Genomic DNA, 14,558 nt, shown 5'->3' on the forward strand with positions numbered 1-14,558 from the left:
TGAAAAGTCCGCTATTACAAGGACTTGATAATGATGAAGTGACGTAGTAAACGCTATAAAGCGAAATTATCTATTACTCGATATTTTGAATCTGAACGATTGTTTTTTGTTAACTCTTTGTTTTTTATGTTTAATTTAAATTTTATAAATTTATTGGTACATTAATTGGTACAAAAAAGCAGAGGGCTAGCCTCTGCTTTCAAAATATGGTCCTGCGATTTAAAGAGTCTTATCGAGTATAAAAATACTCAATAACGTCGTCACGATAGAGCCCTAATTGCTCGGAATCTAACCGGAAACCATTTTTTTGGAGAAAAGGCTTCAGGTCTGCATTGCGCTCTTCACATACTGTGATGTGCAGTGAGCCATCGAAGTTCGCCAATGAACTTTCCATTAACATAGTCCCGATTCCTTTTCCTCGATACTCGGGAGCAACAAAAAATGTACAGATTTTGTTTTCTTCTTTGGTCACTTTAAGCAATGAGATACCAGCAATCTCACCTTTTTCCTTTACTATCAGTACCTTACGTTCACCAGAGTTAAGGCCACTTAAGAATTTAAAATTGAACCATGTTTGGAATCCAGGATAGAAAGAAGAAACATGATTCAGGAACGGACGAACGTTTTGAGCTTTAAATTCAGTATAAGTGGCAATTTCTGTTGTAGGGTTTTTTTCTATTGTTAACATGTACTTAGCAGTATTCATGCATCCTCCTACCAATTGCGAATTTGTGTGTTCGATGAAAAATTTTACCCATTATAAAGCTTAATTTTTCAACGTCACGTTAATAATTTATGTCAGCAAGATTTAATTAAATCATAGAGCCCATTGGCTACGATGCTGAAGGCAAGGCCAATAACTATGCTCCTTAGTATGATCCAAGGAGAACGTCTTGTATGGCGAAATTTTGCAAAAGCAGAAAAATTTTCCAAAATTTCTGTTTTTTCATCGAGTTTACTATCATGTTTTACTTCTGATTTCCAATGAAAAATCAGCATCTTAGGTACATCTTTTATCGGTTTTATATGATGAGACTGTAAATATTTTTTCCATAAATCGCCTTCTAAAAGTCGACTTCTATTGTAACTTCTGTCAGACATCACATACTCAGATTTAACTTCTCTGATGATAAAAAAATGTACTTTTTTTAGAACACCTCGGAGCGTAAGTAATGAGTTAACATTTTCAGGAGTGTTTCTTATTTCGTTGACCCTAAAATCTATTATTTCTATCGACTCTTCGGTAGTAAGCATGAAGCTATCAGAAGGAACATAGTAAGTCGATAACGCTTTTTTACTTATTGAATCTAGGATTAAACGAAATCTAAAATAACCATTTTTATTGTCATTGGCTCTAAAGTTTTTCAAAGGGAAAGACAATATGCTACCTTCATCTTTCACTTCATTCAGTTTCACTCCCGATCCAAGTGGATTGTTATCATCTACCTGTAAGTCAATATTAGTATAAAATCTTACGCTATCAGCTTTTTCTTTCCCTGCATTAAGAAAAGTTATATCTGAGTGGTGGTAAAAGTTATCTCTGAATTCTATAGATTGTACTTCACTGTTAAATATAGTGGATAGCAGTAAAACATCATTTGCCACCTTAAGGCCTAACTGGCTATCGTAATCGCGTGGTTTAATTTTAAAAGGGAAGAAGATGTTTATAACCTGATCTTCTTGTGTTTTAGAAAATCTTACACCAACATCAAGATAAGTGGTGGTTTCTCTTTCTTTAGCAAAGCTAATAAGCCATTTTAATATGAGGTATATAGCTCTGAAAATCTTGAAAAAAATTTGAAGAGGACCAACCCATGTGTTTTCTTTAGTAGGTGTGTTTTTTCTATTTAAATTTTTATCATTAAGTACCCAGTAATTGATATGTAATTCTATTTCAGGATCATTACTTTCTAATACACCCTTGTCTTTAGTGTTATCTTTGGTTTCGTTTACCGTTTGCTCTTGCGGATCACGCCTTTGATTGTTAGGTGTTTTATCATTGGAATCGGTTACCCAAACTGCTAAGCTTTTTGCCATGTGTTTTCCAGTAAAAGTTAAAGTTTATGAATAAAATTTTACTTAGCGTGAAGCCAAAATACATCAAAGAAATTTTATTAGGTAATAAAATCATAGAGTTAAGAAAGAGGGTGGGTAGGTCTTTCTTGCCCGATACTGAAATTTATCTTTACTCTAGCTCACCTGTCAAGGCTTTGGTGGCAAAAGCACACATTAAATCTGTTGAGAAAGTTGATATAAATAAAATTAGTGATAGAAAGGCTCATATACTTCAGGCCGCATGTATAACAGAGCGCGACTTTGATGATTATTTTTTGGGGTGTGAATTCGCCTACTTGATACACCTTGAAAAAGTTAGCCCATTTAAGAAAATTTTTATTTTAAGTGAGTTAAAGACCTGCGGTTTTACTCCTCCTCAATCGTTCTGCTACGTCAATGAAAAATTGGATTGTTTTTTACAATCTAAGGGGGGCGCATGATTATAGGAATATATGGTATTTCAGGTGTAGGGAAGACTACTTTTTCTGGAAAAGTAAAGTCTAAGTATCCGGAGTTTAAATCTTATAGTGCATCAAGCCTTATTGAAAAATATAGCGGGTTTATTGATTATGATTTTTTAACAAGTGATGTCGTTGCCAGTAATCAAATCAAGCTTGTTAAGGCAATGAGTTTTTTAAAGAAAAGCCAGGGTTCTGATTTTTTTATTATAGAGCTTCATAATTTGATTGAGACAAAAGAAGGTATCGTTTTCATTGAAGAGGCTGTTTTAAAATCTTTGTGTTTAGATTTTGCTTTTTTTCTTAAAAAAGATGCTGAGTTGATCAAGGAGAATAGGGACCGTGATTCAAAAAAAAGAAATGCTGCGAGTGTCAACGATATTGATAGCATTCAAATGAAATCTTTGAATTATTTTTTGAAAATATATCAAGAAAAAGGTGGTAAGGTAATTTCTGGCTCCGATAAAGATATTTGTTTTTTTTCTAATTTTATTGATGGGCTTTGATTTTTAACCATTTAGGTTTAAGTATGCTTACTAGAAGCCTGTAAGGCCGATGTTGAGTCATAACTTGTGCCTTTTGAGGAAAGTTTTAGGGTGCGCTGTTAGTTACGGTAAAATCTTTACTAACAGCGCTTATGCTTCGACGATGTATTTAAAAAGTGAAGTAAATTTTGGATGTCATCCTACATGGATTATTTTCTTCGAGGGGTGCTTTTAGAGACTCAGCGCGCACTCGTAGCCCCGCCACGCCTGCGCACTTCATGCAGCGGTTTTCATGCACCTGCATGAGTGGCTCCGGGCCGCGCCGCTGCTGGCCTTTGCTGCCGCTTTTGGGTGCCTGAGACTCATGCGTTTTCATGCAGCATAGACATGCACTCACGCAGCAGACGTAAAAAAGCCCGGCAGGTGCCGGGCTGATGGGTTATTTCTGGCCGGGGAACCGTTTACGCTTGCGCCGGTCAGTTCCGGCCCCCCTGAAGGGGTACGGGCCTGCAAGGCTGATAACATCATCACGAAACATCAGCGGCAGCTTTGTATTTGTCCAGCTCAGCATCAGATTCATGATATATCCACGGTAGAGCGTGTCTGCATCGTTTGCCCCTTCAAGTACACCCGGCGCATGGGGTGAGCCATACCGTTCAAACTGGCTGTACTTCATTCTCAGCAGGCTGGTCAGCTCAATGGCGTGGAAGATAAAGAATTCATCAATGAGCGCATCGATGCGCTCGTCCATGATGCGCTCATGGCAGGTGATGTAAGCGTGAGCCTTTTGCCCGGTCACGTCGGCCAGCCCCGGCAGCTGCTTTTCCCTCTGGGTAATCAGTCCGGCCAGCTCGGTCGCCGTTTCCTGCTGCTCCAGATACTCCGCACGCAGCGCCTTCATCTCCGGCGTGACGGTGCCGCCGTTCTGCTCCAGCAGCTCACGAAAGCGCGCACGGTTGTCCTGGCCTGCCTGTTCCGTCTGTGCCTGGCTCTGGCGCAGCGCCTCAACGCTCTCCCTGGCGGCGGCTTCGGCCTTTTTGGCCTCCAGCCAGGCCATCATTTTTTTCTGGAGTTCCTGAATGCGGGGCAGCCAGCCAGCCGGAAGGCTTTTCGCCAGCGCGGCGCTCTGTTCTGCTAACTCATCTTCGGGAAGCTTCATGAGCCAGCCCGCATCCTTAAGCGGCTTCTGACTCCGTGCCACAAGCTGGCCCACGTACTGGCCGGTTGCCTTAATCTCTTCGTCGGTCATCTGCTTCTGTGTCATGTCTTTTCCTCTCTGTCAGGGCTGTGCGTGGCGGTCTTTACGGGTGCAGGCGGAGCCGTAGCGGCCCAGCGTCTGCGGCTGGCGCACCGGCGCATCATTTTCCGGCTCCGGCTCTGCCGCCACGGGCCTGTTGGGCTTCATGATGATTTTCTCGACGCTCTCCAGCGCAGTGAACGTGCAGGAGCAGTCGAGGTTCTGGCACTGATACCAGGTGCGCTTGACGGACGGTGCCTCGTAGGCGCTGGTGCGGGTGTGGGCCACCTGACCGCATTCGGGACATTTCAGGGCCATTTCGTTTTCCTGTGTGGTCGTTTTCAGTGAGTCAATTGTGCCGGGGCTGGCACAGGTGAGCCATGTGCGGGCCGTGTGCCGTGCCTGACACAACGCCTGCCAGAAAAGGGCGGCTGGCTGACTTACCTTCTGTTTGCGGTGTAACACGGGTAACAGGTGTTACAGCGATGAATTAAAAGCACTTTTTCTTATTCTTCTGGTGTAACACGACGGGTAACACGGTGTAACAGCGCGGGCGGGTGCGTTACACCTGTTACACCTCATCCGAAAGCGAGGTGTAACAGGCTGACGCCTTACTGAATGCGGCTGTTACACCCGTTACACCTGTTACCCTTTAAAAATAAGACTCACGCAAAGGCGTCTGCATCAGCCCGGCACCTCGCTGTTGAAGACGTACAGCCTGCGCACGTTCATCTCTGGCGGGCGGATGCTGGTCTGCAGCTTGCCGTCGGCGGAGGCCATCAGGTAGCCCCGGTCGGCGCAGAGACGCGCCACCTTGCGCGGGTCAAACCCCCTGCAGATTTCCTTCCACCCGGACGGCATGACGTAAAACGTCGTGGCCGCCTCGGTACCCTGCGCGGTGTTGCCTTTTTCCACCCTGCGCCAGCCCACCATGTTGCCGGGGCGGTTGCGCTCGTCGTGCCAGTCGGCAAACCGGCTGTACTGGTTGGCCGTGAAGAAGCTGCGCACCTGCTCCAGCGCCGCGATGTCCTCCTGGTTGGCCGTGTGGCCGCGGTCTTTCAGCCAGGCATTCAGGCACACGCGGGTTGCCCGCAGCGCTTCCCCCTCCTGCCAGCCGGTGATGCCGAGCCGGGTTGCCAGCTCGCCCGCCATCGCCACCAGGGCAAAGCGGTTGACCGCGCGGCCCACCTGATTGCCCGCATCCTGCGGCGTCAGGGCGGCGGTGTACTCCTTCATCAGCGCCTTGGCCTGGGCCGTCAGCCCGCTGAGGTCGGCGGTCAGCGCCCTGAGCCACTCGCGGAACGGCGCGCCGTAGTAGCTGGACGTCGCCCACTCCAGGTGTTCGGCCAGCGCCTTTCCGCTGTCGAAGCCGTGCAGCTCCTCAAACACGCCAAACTTCCCGGAGTCGCTGGGTATCTGGATCATCCTCACCTCCATCCCGGCAAACGTGCGTTCACCCGCCTTTGCGGCGTGCTCGGTCAGCGACAGCTCGCCGGTGGAGAAAAACAGCAGCCGCCACTGTTTCCGGGTGCGCAGCTCCCCGTCCGTTCCGGCGCGGCCCTTGCCCTGGCCGTTTGCCAGCATGTAGGCGATGTTGCCCGCCTCGCGGCCGTCCACTTCGCGGATTTCGTCGAGCATCATGGCGGCGTCGTTGCGGCGGCTGGCGCAGCCCTCCAGCGCGTTGCCGGTGGCGCGCCACGTCTGCCAGTAGTCCGGCCCGCCGCACACCGAGGTGGCCGCCTTCATGGTGGTGGTCTTGCCGTCCGTGGATTCGCCCTTGAGGTGATAGCCGCCGCCGTCCATCCCGACCAGCCGCAGCAGCGGGGCGGCAAAGGCCAGGCTGACCGCAAACGCCACGCGGGAATTGCCGGTGCAGAAGCGCGCCACGTGCTCGCGCCACTCCTCCACGGTGCCGGACACGCGGAAGTCGCGGCCCTGCACGGAGGTGGTCTGGAGAATGACGCCGTCCGCGCCGTCGCCGCTCACCTCGTCCTGGAGCACATAAACCTGCCCGTGCCAGCCGGTGCGGCTCACGCAGGTTACCCGGCGCTCCGGCTTGCACAGCGAGATGTACTCCATCAGGCGCGCGCGGGCCTCGCCGGTGGTGCTGATGTACGACAGGCCGTTGACCAGCAGCACGCGGCGCAGCTCCTCACCGCTGCCGCTCAGCATCTCCATCGGCATCGCCCAGCGCCTGCGCTCGCCCCAGGTGTCCTCCCACTCCAGCAGGCGGCCGAAGTTGCCGCCGTCGGCGTCGCAGGTGATGGCCGTGACGCGCAGCGGGTTGCAGATTTTCACGTTCTGGATTTCGGTTTCGCCGTTGCGCTGCACCTGCTTTTCGTACCAGAGATACTCCTGCGTCAGCCGGAATCCGTGCGGCAGCTGCGTGCGGCCCTCACCGCACAGCACCAGACCGTTACGGAAGGCTTCACGGGCGCGGGTCACGCCGTGCTCACGGTGAAAGTCGTTCCAGTCGGCCTTTATTTCGCCCGGCGGCAGGCTCACCCAGCCGCCGACCGCTCTGGCCGCCTTTTCCGCGAACGCCCTGCCGGGGTTTTCGCCACCGTCCTGAAAGTCGTTGTCACCGGCGATGACGATTTTTACCTCCGGCCAGCGCGCCCGCAGCGCCTGCGCCACGTTCGGCAGGTTGCCCGCCGAGACGGCCGCCACCACGCAACCGGCGGTCAGCTGGCTCACCGTCAGCGCCGTGGCGTAGCCCTCCGTGATGACCGCCTGCACCGGCGGCTCTGACGGCAGGGGGCTGAGCGCCGCGAATGCGGCCTTCATGACGCTGCCCGGCAGCAGGCTTTTCTCCCCGGTGGGGGCAATCAGCTGCGCGCCGGTCACCGCGCCGTCTGCTGTGGTCAGCGGCAGCAGCAGGGAACCCGCCGGAAAGGCCGTGCCGCTGATGCGCTGTGCGCTGCCGGTGAGGCAGGCGGGATAACCGGCAAAGCCTTTGCCTGCAAGATAGGCGCTTTCACCGCTGTGGCCGGCCTTCACCAGCGCGTCAACGACCGGCGCCATATCGCGTTTCGGGGCTTTTTCTCTGGCAGGCTTAACCGGCACGCTCTGCACGTCGCGCAAATCCAGCACCTCTGCCACCGCCTGCGCGGCCGCCTTCACGCCTTTGTCTTTGACCAGCTTCACCAGGTCAAGCCCGTCACCCCGGCCGCACTGGCTGCAAATCCAAGTTCCGCGCCCCTCAAGGTCATCCATGCGGAACCGGTCTTTGCCGCCGCAGGCCGGGCAGGGGCCGTGCCTGCCGCCGTCCGGCACGCTGATGCCGAGCTGCTGAAAAATCACCGGCCAGCGGCCGCGCGCAGCCGTCGTGATGTGTGATACTGACTGTACTGTCATAACGCCCCCTTAATGCCGGTACAGCGACGCGCCGGTGTCGCAGAAGGATTCAAACGCCGCCGGAAGCGTGGCGTACAGCCCGGCCATCACCTCACACCCGCGCGCCGTAAGCACCGGCGGTGCGGTCAAGAGCGTCGGCTCCACCATGTCGGTGAGCAGCGCCAGCGCCGCCGCCGCGCCCTGTGCCTCGCCGTACTCGTTCACCATCGTGCCCTCCAGATGCAGGGCGATGGCCATCTCGATGCGCTCCACCGTCATGCGGTGCGGGCCGCGCATTTCGCTGCCGGTGTCGGCCAGATGCTTTGCCCGCCAGGCGGAGGCAATGGCGCGGCGGTAAAGGGCGGTCGTCAGCTCCGCCGGAAAAACGGAAACCTGTGGCTTTTTCATGCGTGAGCCTCCCCGATGAGCGCGCAGCAGCGCGTGACGTCGGTCAGGTCGGCGCGCAGGTACTCCATCACCGCCGCCATGCCGGGAACGGTGTGGCCCGCCACCGAACCCGCATCGCCGGGATGCTCTGACAGCAGCAGCTGGAGCAGGTCGCAGGCGTGCATGGCCCGGTTGAGTTTTTCGAAAGCGTCGGCAGGAAGGCCGTATTCAAAGGCGCTGAAAACGCCGGATTCAGGCAAGGGGATGCCCTGAGCACCGTTGTGCCCGTGTGAAATATTCATGGTTTACTCCGTTAAAGCTGGCTGCGTGTCAGAGGTAGTTTGAGTAGTGGCCGTCGTCCGGCTCAGCGGGCTGGCGCATCACCGGCTCCCGCCAGCGGCTGAACGTCACCGAGGAATGCAGGTCAAGTGAGCTGAACCCGTCATGCTCGCCGACAGCAGACATATCGCTGCGCGGTGACGCCGCTTTAAGGGTGTAACTCTCCAGGAACCACGTCAGCGGGGCTGAGGTGACCTGCCCGTCACTGTCGTAGCGGTAGGTCACCTCATGACTGAATTCAGGGTTAGCACATGCAACGGAGAAGGGCGCAGCAGAAAGGCGCATCACCGCTACCGTCCAGCCCTGCGAATGCTGCCAGCGTTCACCATGCTGAGGATAATCAGGCATAACGACCTCCGTTGCAGCGACGGGAAGTGCTTAAAAGTTGAATGTGTTCTGCGGTCTGACTGTTGCTTGCGCAAAATATCCAAGTAGACTTTGATACAGCCATATATAGACCCTCTGGTTCAATTATGGTCAGGCTTTGTGAGGTATTGCGAGTACCTCGCATAGCCGCTTGTTTTCGGTCATCCGTTTGTATAAGGTACGTACCTTATACCAATCATTAAAATAGAAGGTACGTACAATGTCAAGGGTTAAAGATCGCACTCCAAAAACAGGCGGAAAGTCACCAACCTTCCAAATCCGCATCAATCCAGAACTTCGAGAACAACTAGACCAGGAAGCCGCTAAAGACCAAACCACCCTTGCAAACTGGTTTAAAGAACTTGCAAGAAATGAGCTCAAACGACGTGGAGTTGAGCCAAAAGGTTGAAGGCTAGCGATTTGCGTATTGGTTAGTGGGCGCATTGTTTGCAGATCCATTCTTTTACTTCCTCCACTCTCCAGGCGGTAATACGCGCAGAAATTTTTATAGGTTTAGGGAATTCTCCGGCAGCAATACGCCTCCAAAGCGTCGCAGAAGAAAAAGGCAAACACGGCATAAGTTGTTTTTGCCTAATAAACCCGTTTTCTGGGATTTTTCCATAAGGTGTGTGGTTCATGAGGGATCTCCTATCTCGTTGATTAAAAATGACATGTACTGAGATTAAAGGAGATGAGATGATGTGTTCCACTAAAAATGGAATTCCATCGTAATGAAAGCAATTCCATCAAAAAAAACCTATTCCAACGAACCTCAATATTTTATTAACTCAATAGAATCAATGAGTTAATTTTTATCATAACTTTCTGATTTTATATGTTTTTATCCGGTTTTATGCGATTTTAATTTACTACTTATTTTCGAGGGAAGTTTTTGTTTGGCAATCATTGGCAATCATTGGCAACTGAATGGTAATCAATGGCAATTGAAGGCAAACTGCGCGACTTCTCAGCACATGCTGTTTACCTACATTTGGCATTGTCAAGTTTGTAATTTCACTCGTCATGTACAGATGAAAGTGAAATTTTTAATTTTTCATAAAATGAAGATTTACCCAAGCCCTTTTTATTGATGCCTTTAGCATCGGCATAAGCAGTCAGAAGCTTAAAAAGAGGATCAATTGTCGGTGTTCCAGAATTATTAATCCATTTTGTAGAGCCGCTTGAAGATTTTTCGAGTGCTAGATTAATAGCAGGAAGTCCAATTATTTTATGTAAAGAAGCGCTTTCCTCATCTTTTTTATGGAAACCACGTCTGTCTTGAGAATTATCTTTAGCAACCAGAACTCCCTCTGTACCTGCGCACTGAAAAATAATTGACTCACCATGCTTTTTATAAATACTAACTAAAGATTCAATGCATTTTTCTATGATGATTTTAGGTGTTACTCCTTCCTCAATAAGTTTAAAGCATGAGGCGAAAAGAATTCCTGATTCAATAGGGCAGTTGGTTGCAATTAGTTTTGGGTAAAAAACATCCAACTCTTTTGTTTTTCCTTGTGATTTTAGGAAGCTGAATAAGTATCTATGTATTCTAACTAAATAATCGGAGTAGGCGCTTACAATACCAATTTTATCTTCTGGAAGTTCATCATTACGGATATGCGGGTCAACACTAGCCAATGCTCTTGCTAATTCTTTTATTTCAATTTGAGGATAGTAGGCCAACCTCTCAATGGCGCTTCCTTTTGAAAAACTAAATTCCATTACGATTCCTCCTCAATTTTAGCAAAAAAGTCAGATAGCTTTTGCATAGCAATTTTTCTTTCATCGAAATAATGATGTCGGTTATATATTCCTTCAACACCTTTAATGCGATGATTTAAGCACCTCTCAGCAACCACGGGATCAACCCCTAATGAAGCCAGGTATGTTCTAGCTGTGCGACGAAAGTCATGGATTGTGAAATTTTCTATATTTCCCATGTGGGGTTTGAGTTTGGCAAGAGCTACAGGTAGCGTGCTTTCTGCAATGTGGGGTATCATTCGGTCTTGTATTTTCCTTGCAGGAAGCACCCAATCACTATTTAAAGATAGGTCTTGTAATTCTTGTAACCATTTAATTGCTAATGATGAAAGTGGAATATCTAAATTATCTCCATTCTTTGTGTTCTTAAGGTGCCAAATCCCAGCGTCTAAATCGAAATCCTCCCACCGCGCGGCACATAACTCCATCTTTCTGCAGCAAAGTATTAAAAGTAATTTAAAAGTGATTTCATTCTGACGGCTAAATCCTTTAGCTGTTTTCATCGCGCGAAAAAGTAGCGTAATTTCCTCTTCTGAAAGAAAACGCTCTCTGGATTTCTCCTGGCCACCTGCATCATTATTATCAAAGGCTGCCGCTGGGTTAACACTCAAATAATGACGTTTTATACCATAGTTAAATATGCGCTTTATCCAACGTAACACATCATTAGCGATAGTTGGCGCGCCGCGTTGAACAATGCTCTGCAACATTATATCAATATCACCAGGTTTAACGTCTTCAACCTTTATGTTGCCTATATGAGGATTGATATCTTTTTCAATGCGCCTGCGAAGAATATCGGGGTGTTTCCAGCGTTCAACAATTTGTCTCTCGTAATACTCAAGCGCAAGTTCAGAAACACGACGAGCGTTCTTTTCTTTCTCGATTTTGGCAAGCGTAGAGGCTTTACGCTCCTGTTTCTCTCCGGCGACGTCATAGCCTAAAGCGACTCTTGCCGATAGCTCTCTGGCCCGTTCGCGCGCTTTTGCTAAGGACAGATCCCCGTACGAACCGATCCACATCGCACGGGCTTTTCCTCCGTAGCTGTAGCGAAAGCGCCATTTGGGTATTGAGAATTCTTTGCGGTAGCAAAGGTACAATCCGTTTCCGTCAGAGCGTCCTTCAAACCGTTCCTGAGACCTGAGCCAAGTTTTTATTTGAATATCTGATAGCTTTCCCATTTTTCCTACTTGTACCAAAACAATAACGGCTTTAAGTGTGGTTGGTACACTAGATGGTACAGTAAATGATTGAGATTTTGCGAGAAGGAATGATTCTTTATGAGAAGGTAAAACCCGTAAGATACGGGTTTTAATGGTTTTATGAAGCTATATGATAATTATTGAGAAGTTACTCAATATTCTGAATCTGAATGTTGATTAAAATAAAATAAATGCTATTTATCATAACCTTAATGATTTTATATGTGACGGGTTTATCATTTTACTCCCCAATCAACTCCCCATTTATAACAGTGGCAAGCTGTTCAGCTTGCCAGGTTACGATTACATATGTCATTGAATGGTTGTCTTTGATCTTTCACCTTGCATGAGTTCACCAGAAGGTTTCCGATAGTAAGATTCGGTTCCTATTCGGTAATAGGTATAGCCATCCTTTGTCTTAGTTATGTCCATGATCCAGTTAGACTTTTCAATACAATTTTCTTCTGTATTCATGTCATCAAAACATAGTAAATAATCAGTATCATGATCTGGAAAAATACCTGAATTTTTAGGAGCAAGCTTTTGATATTTTCCGTCAAACTTCCAGATTGAAACAAAGTAAGTTTCAGCGGATGAGAGAGTTTTAGTTCCATTATTATCCCACCACTCAATTTTACTACTATCACTGAAAGGCATGTTTTTAACTAAAAACTCTTTATTAGAGCCAGCTCCGTGAACGGCAAGGACTTTAGTAGAATTAAAAAAATTCAAATAAAAAAACACAAGAATAATAGCTGATAATATAAATATTATAATTTTTCTGGCTTTCATCCATTCCTCCGACTACTAATTTCAAACTCGGCTTTCATATTTGTAAAAAAAGGTTTAAATGAAAATTTTTCCCATCGTTGGAGCACAAACCAGATGCGAAATGCCCTAATATAGTGAAACTTCATATTCATAATGTCAGTTTTGTCGAGACCAAAATGGTCTTGTCCTGTAAAAGTTACTTTCGCTACATAACCACTCTCAGTGATATCAAGTTTAGTGAGTTGAATCTTTGTGGCATATATGTCATGTATAGACATTCCTAACCCATTGAAGCTATCTGCCCATCTGTTGAACTTAGGAAGTATTGAATTTCCTATTGCTTTAGTTATTGAATCTTTGTCGGCATCAGATAAGCCATTTTTTACATCAATGGCAACCTTATCGAGCATAGACTGGATTATTTTTAGCGAAGATAACGGAGAGGATTGTTCGTTTATTATCAAACTTTTATATGCACTATCAAGAAAAGGGCTGGAATAGCTTTTTCCATTGCCATGATAAAAATGCTTTACAAGATTATTAAATAAATTATGTTGCCCTAAGTAATATGTAGGCAATGACACTCGAAGAAACTCATCGAAAAGGATTTGAGCAATTACCGTTTTTGATTTTGGTTGGGATTTACGGAAGGAACTAAATATTGAGACTTCCTCTCCAGTCCACGGATCAACGACATCAGAAACATCATCAAGACCTAAGTCGCTTCTAAGCTGTTTTTCAGTAAGATCGCCACATTGCATATCATCAGAGCTGTGGTCATTGAACTGATGCTTAGTCTGATAAAGTGTGACTGGGAACACCATAGCTGACATAATAACTTCCTTATGATATTAATTTTCAGACCAAACTCTTACTTGTGAAGGTAGATCCAAATCTTTAAATATCGTCATGTCTGTAAACTCAGTTCCTTGTCATTACAAGATATTCATTTCTGACTCTTAACCTATAGCTGATTAGTGTAATAATAAACTTCATATACGGGAAAGGGAAGTGCTGAGAATCTCATCTTTTTCTCAAATTACTGTCATAGCCTGGTCTCAATACTTTGACGTGCTCACCGCTTGGATGAAACAAATTGAAACGTACAAAACAGGTTGGAAATAAAAAGCCCTGATAAATCAGGGCGTTGATAAATATTGAAAAGCTTTGGAAAACAAGAGAAAATTATTCAATATTCTGGATCTGCTCGCGCATCTGTTCAATCAGCACTTTCAGCTCAATGGCTGAATTGGTGATCTCTGCATTAATCGATTTCGAGGCCAGAGTGTTCGACTCGCGGTTGAACTCCTGCATCATGAAGTCGAGCCGACGTCCGACGGCTTCTTTTTTCTTCAAAATGTTGTACGTCTCTTTAACGTGCGCATCCAGGCGATCCAGCTCTTCTGCTACATCCACACGTTGCGCCATCATCACCAGTTCCTGCTCCAGGCGGTTGTTTTCCAACTGCACTTCGGCGTCCTCCAGTTTGGCGATCAGCCTTTCACGCTGCCACTTAATGACATCAGGCAGTTGAGCTCGCACTTTACTGACTTCATGCGTTACCGCTTCCAGACGCTGCTCGATCAGGGATTTCAATGCGCTACCTTCGCTCTCACGTGCAGCAATGAAATCATCCAGTGCGCCATCCAGCGCCTGAATCAGCTGTGTATTAATCGCGTCCAGATCCTGTTCTGGCGCAGACATCACGCCAGGCCAGCGCAAAATATCCAGTGGATTGATCTGGCCTTCGTCGCTCTGCATCTTCACCCAGTTAGCGGCCTGAACCAGCTGTTTAGCCAGCGACTCGTTCAGCATCAGCTCGCCTTGTGCGCCGGGATCGGCATCAAAGCGCAGATTACATTCGATTTTACCGCGCGTCAGACGCTGGCGAATGCGTTCCCGAATCATCGGCTCCAGTCCGCGGAACTGCTCTGGCAGACGAATATAGGTTTCAAGATAACGTTGGTTAACGGAACGCAGCTCCCAGGCGGCGCTGCCCCATTCACCTTTAACTTCACGGCGGGCGTAGGCGGTCATACTGCGGATCATAAGCGTTACTCATTTTCAGAAAGATTAAAGTCAGTATAACGAGGCAAAGCTAACCATAACAGGTGTAAGCAGCAGCAGGATGAGAGAACAAATTATTTCCGCTTTCAGC

The 14,558-nt window shown here is 47.7% G+C and carries 17 protein-coding genes; 3 read left to right on the plus strand and 14 right to left on the minus strand.

Features of this window, described 5'->3' with window-relative positions:
- Window positions 1–229 precede the first annotated feature (229 nt).
- Window positions 230–706, minus strand: a complete 477-nt coding sequence (locus AAIE03_RS18325; RefSeq protein WP_498563117.1) for a GNAT family N-acetyltransferase — start codon at window positions 704–706, stop codon at window positions 230–232.
- Between the two features lie 92 nt (window positions 707–798).
- Window positions 799–2,037: a hypothetical protein gene (locus AAIE03_RS18330; protein WP_498563118.1), complete on the minus strand. Its 1,239-nt coding sequence runs from the start codon at window positions 2,035–2,037 to the stop codon at window positions 799–801.
- A 26-nt stretch (window positions 2,038–2,063) separates the two neighbouring features.
- On the opposite strand from AAIE03_RS18330, the gene AAIE03_RS18335 reads away from it, so the two are divergent.
- Window positions 2,064–2,495, plus strand: a complete 432-nt coding sequence (locus AAIE03_RS18335; protein ID WP_498563119.1) for an ASCH domain-containing protein — start codon at window positions 2,064–2,066, stop codon at window positions 2,493–2,495.
- Window positions 2,492–3,019 (plus strand): AAA family ATPase, encoded by a 528-nt coding sequence (locus tag AAIE03_RS18340; protein ID WP_498563120.1) that lies wholly within the window; start codon window positions 2,492–2,494, stop codon window positions 3,017–3,019. Before AAIE03_RS18335 ends, AAIE03_RS18340 begins: the two co-directional genes overlap by 4 nt.
- A gap of 418 nt (window positions 3,020–3,437) precedes the next feature.
- Here the strand turns inward: AAIE03_RS18340 and AAIE03_RS18345 are convergent, their stop codons facing one another.
- The 6 genes from AAIE03_RS18345 to AAIE03_RS18370 form a co-directional block, all read right to left on the minus strand.
- Complete coding sequence (locus AAIE03_RS18345) at window positions 3,438–4,262, minus strand: hypothetical protein (protein WP_498563121.1); 825 nt, start codon at window positions 4,260–4,262, stop codon at window positions 3,438–3,440.
- Between the two features lie 15 nt (window positions 4,263–4,277).
- A complete protein-coding gene (locus AAIE03_RS18350) occupies window positions 4,278–4,553 on the minus strand; it encodes an ogr/Delta-like zinc finger family protein (protein ID WP_110016039.1) in 276 nt (91 codons plus the stop codon).
- 366 nt (window positions 4,554–4,919) lie between these two features.
- Window positions 4,920–7,592, minus strand: coding sequence for a DUF927 domain-containing protein (locus tag AAIE03_RS18355; RefSeq protein ID WP_498563122.1), 2,673 nt, complete (start codon window positions 7,590–7,592; stop codon window positions 4,920–4,922).
- Between the two features lie 9 nt (window positions 7,593–7,601).
- Window positions 7,602–7,979 carry a DUF5375 family protein gene (locus AAIE03_RS18360; RefSeq protein ID WP_013027753.1) on the minus strand — a complete coding sequence of 126 codons (378 nt, stop codon included), beginning with the start codon at window positions 7,977–7,979 and terminating at the stop codon, window positions 7,602–7,604.
- Window positions 7,976–8,260, minus strand: coding sequence for a hypothetical protein (locus AAIE03_RS18365; protein WP_058701262.1), 285 nt, complete (start codon window positions 8,258–8,260; stop codon window positions 7,976–7,978). Before AAIE03_RS18365 ends, AAIE03_RS18360 begins: the two co-directional genes overlap by 4 nt.
- Window positions 8,261–8,288: 28 nt before the next feature.
- On the minus strand, window positions 8,289–8,645 hold the full coding sequence (locus tag AAIE03_RS18370; protein WP_498563123.1) for a hypothetical protein: 357 nt from the start codon (window positions 8,643–8,645) through the stop codon (window positions 8,289–8,291).
- Between the two features lie 238 nt (window positions 8,646–8,883).
- On the opposite strand from AAIE03_RS18370, the gene AAIE03_RS18375 reads away from it, so the two are divergent.
- The gene (locus tag AAIE03_RS18375) at window positions 8,884–9,072 is read left to right on the plus strand and encodes a toxin-antitoxin system HicB family antitoxin (RefSeq protein WP_210448616.1); all 189 of its coding nucleotides are present in this window, start codon (window positions 8,884–8,886) and stop codon (window positions 9,070–9,072) included.
- Window positions 9,073–9,094: 22 nt separating this feature from the next.
- Here the strand turns inward: AAIE03_RS18375 and AAIE03_RS18380 are convergent, their stop codons facing one another.
- The 6 genes from AAIE03_RS18380 to AAIE03_RS18405 form a co-directional block, all read right to left on the minus strand.
- The gene (locus AAIE03_RS18380) at window positions 9,095–9,301 is read right to left on the minus strand and encodes a helix-turn-helix transcriptional regulator (RefSeq protein ID WP_013027749.1); all 207 of its coding nucleotides are present in this window, start codon (window positions 9,299–9,301) and stop codon (window positions 9,095–9,097) included.
- Between the two features lie 376 nt (window positions 9,302–9,677).
- Window positions 9,678–10,388, minus strand: a complete 711-nt coding sequence (locus AAIE03_RS18385; RefSeq protein ID WP_498563124.1) for a hypothetical protein — start codon at window positions 10,386–10,388, stop codon at window positions 9,678–9,680.
- The gene (locus tag AAIE03_RS18390; protein WP_498563125.1) at window positions 10,388–11,608 is read right to left on the minus strand and encodes a tyrosine-type recombinase/integrase; all 1,221 of its coding nucleotides are present in this window, start codon (window positions 11,606–11,608) and stop codon (window positions 10,388–10,390) included. The genes AAIE03_RS18385 and AAIE03_RS18390 overlap by 1 nt, the downstream gene beginning before the upstream one ends.
- A gap of 333 nt (window positions 11,609–11,941) precedes the next feature.
- Entirely contained in the window at window positions 11,942–12,421 is a 480-nt protein-coding gene (locus AAIE03_RS18395; RefSeq protein ID WP_019105390.1) for a DUF943 family protein, read from the minus strand.
- Window positions 12,418–13,233 carry a DUF3289 family protein gene (locus tag AAIE03_RS18400; protein WP_019105391.1) on the minus strand — a complete coding sequence of 272 codons (816 nt, stop codon included), beginning with the start codon at window positions 13,231–13,233 and terminating at the stop codon, window positions 12,418–12,420. The genes AAIE03_RS18395 and AAIE03_RS18400 overlap by 4 nt, the downstream gene beginning before the upstream one ends.
- 352 nt (window positions 13,234–13,585) lie before the next feature.
- Window positions 13,586–14,449 (minus strand): YicC/YloC family endoribonuclease, encoded by an 864-nt coding sequence (locus AAIE03_RS18405; protein ID WP_013027746.1) that lies wholly within the window; start codon window positions 14,447–14,449, stop codon window positions 13,586–13,588.
- Window positions 14,450–14,558: the final 109 nt, after the last annotated feature.

The organism is Pantoea sp. Ae19-2 (assembly GCF_059801205.1).

Coding starts and splice junctions, on each gene's coding strand:
- AAIE03_RS18325 (WP_498563117.1), bottom strand. CDS start 706: ATGAATACTGCTAAGTACATGTTAACAATAGAAAAAAACCCTACAACA.
- AAIE03_RS18330 (WP_498563118.1), bottom strand. CDS start 2,037: ATGGCAAAAAGCTTAGCAGTTTGGGTAACCGATTCCAATGATAAAACA.
- AAIE03_RS18335 (WP_498563119.1), top strand. CDS start 2,064: ATGAATAAAATTTTACTTAGCGTGAAGCCAAAATACATCAAAGAAATT.
- AAIE03_RS18340 (WP_498563120.1), top strand. CDS start 2,492: ATGATTATAGGAATATATGGTATTTCAGGTGTAGGGAAGACTACTTTT.
- AAIE03_RS18345 (WP_498563121.1), bottom strand. CDS start 4,262: ATGACACAGAAGCAGATGACCGACGAAGAGATTAAGGCAACCGGCCAG.
- AAIE03_RS18350 (WP_110016039.1), bottom strand. CDS start 4,553: ATGGCCCTGAAATGTCCCGAATGCGGTCAGGTGGCCCACACCCGCACC.
- AAIE03_RS18355 (WP_498563122.1), bottom strand. CDS start 7,592: ATGACAGTACAGTCAGTATCACACATCACGACGGCTGCGCGCGGCCGC.
- AAIE03_RS18360 (WP_013027753.1), bottom strand. CDS start 7,979: ATGAAAAAGCCACAGGTTTCCGTTTTTCCGGCGGAGCTGACGACCGCC.
- AAIE03_RS18365 (WP_058701262.1), bottom strand. CDS start 8,260: ATGAATATTTCACACGGGCACAACGGTGCTCAGGGCATCCCCTTGCCT.
- AAIE03_RS18370 (WP_498563123.1), bottom strand. CDS start 8,645: ATGCCTGATTATCCTCAGCATGGTGAACGCTGGCAGCATTCGCAGGGC.
- AAIE03_RS18375 (WP_210448616.1), top strand. CDS start 8,884: ATGTCAAGGGTTAAAGATCGCACTCCAAAAACAGGCGGAAAGTCACCA.
- AAIE03_RS18380 (WP_013027749.1), bottom strand. CDS start 9,301: ATGAACCACACACCTTATGGAAAAATCCCAGAAAACGGGTTTATTAGG.
- AAIE03_RS18385 (WP_498563124.1), bottom strand. CDS start 10,388: ATGGAATTTAGTTTTTCAAAAGGAAGCGCCATTGAGAGGTTGGCCTAC.
- AAIE03_RS18390 (WP_498563125.1), bottom strand. CDS start 11,608: ATGGGAAAGCTATCAGATATTCAAATAAAAACTTGGCTCAGGTCTCAG.
- AAIE03_RS18395 (WP_019105390.1), bottom strand. CDS start 12,421: ATGAAAGCCAGAAAAATTATAATATTTATATTATCAGCTATTATTCTT.
- AAIE03_RS18400 (WP_019105391.1), bottom strand. CDS start 13,233: ATGTCAGCTATGGTGTTCCCAGTCACACTTTATCAGACTAAGCATCAG.
- AAIE03_RS18405 (WP_013027746.1), bottom strand. CDS start 14,449: ATGATCCGCAGTATGACCGCCTACGCCCGCCGTGAAGTTAAAGGTGAA.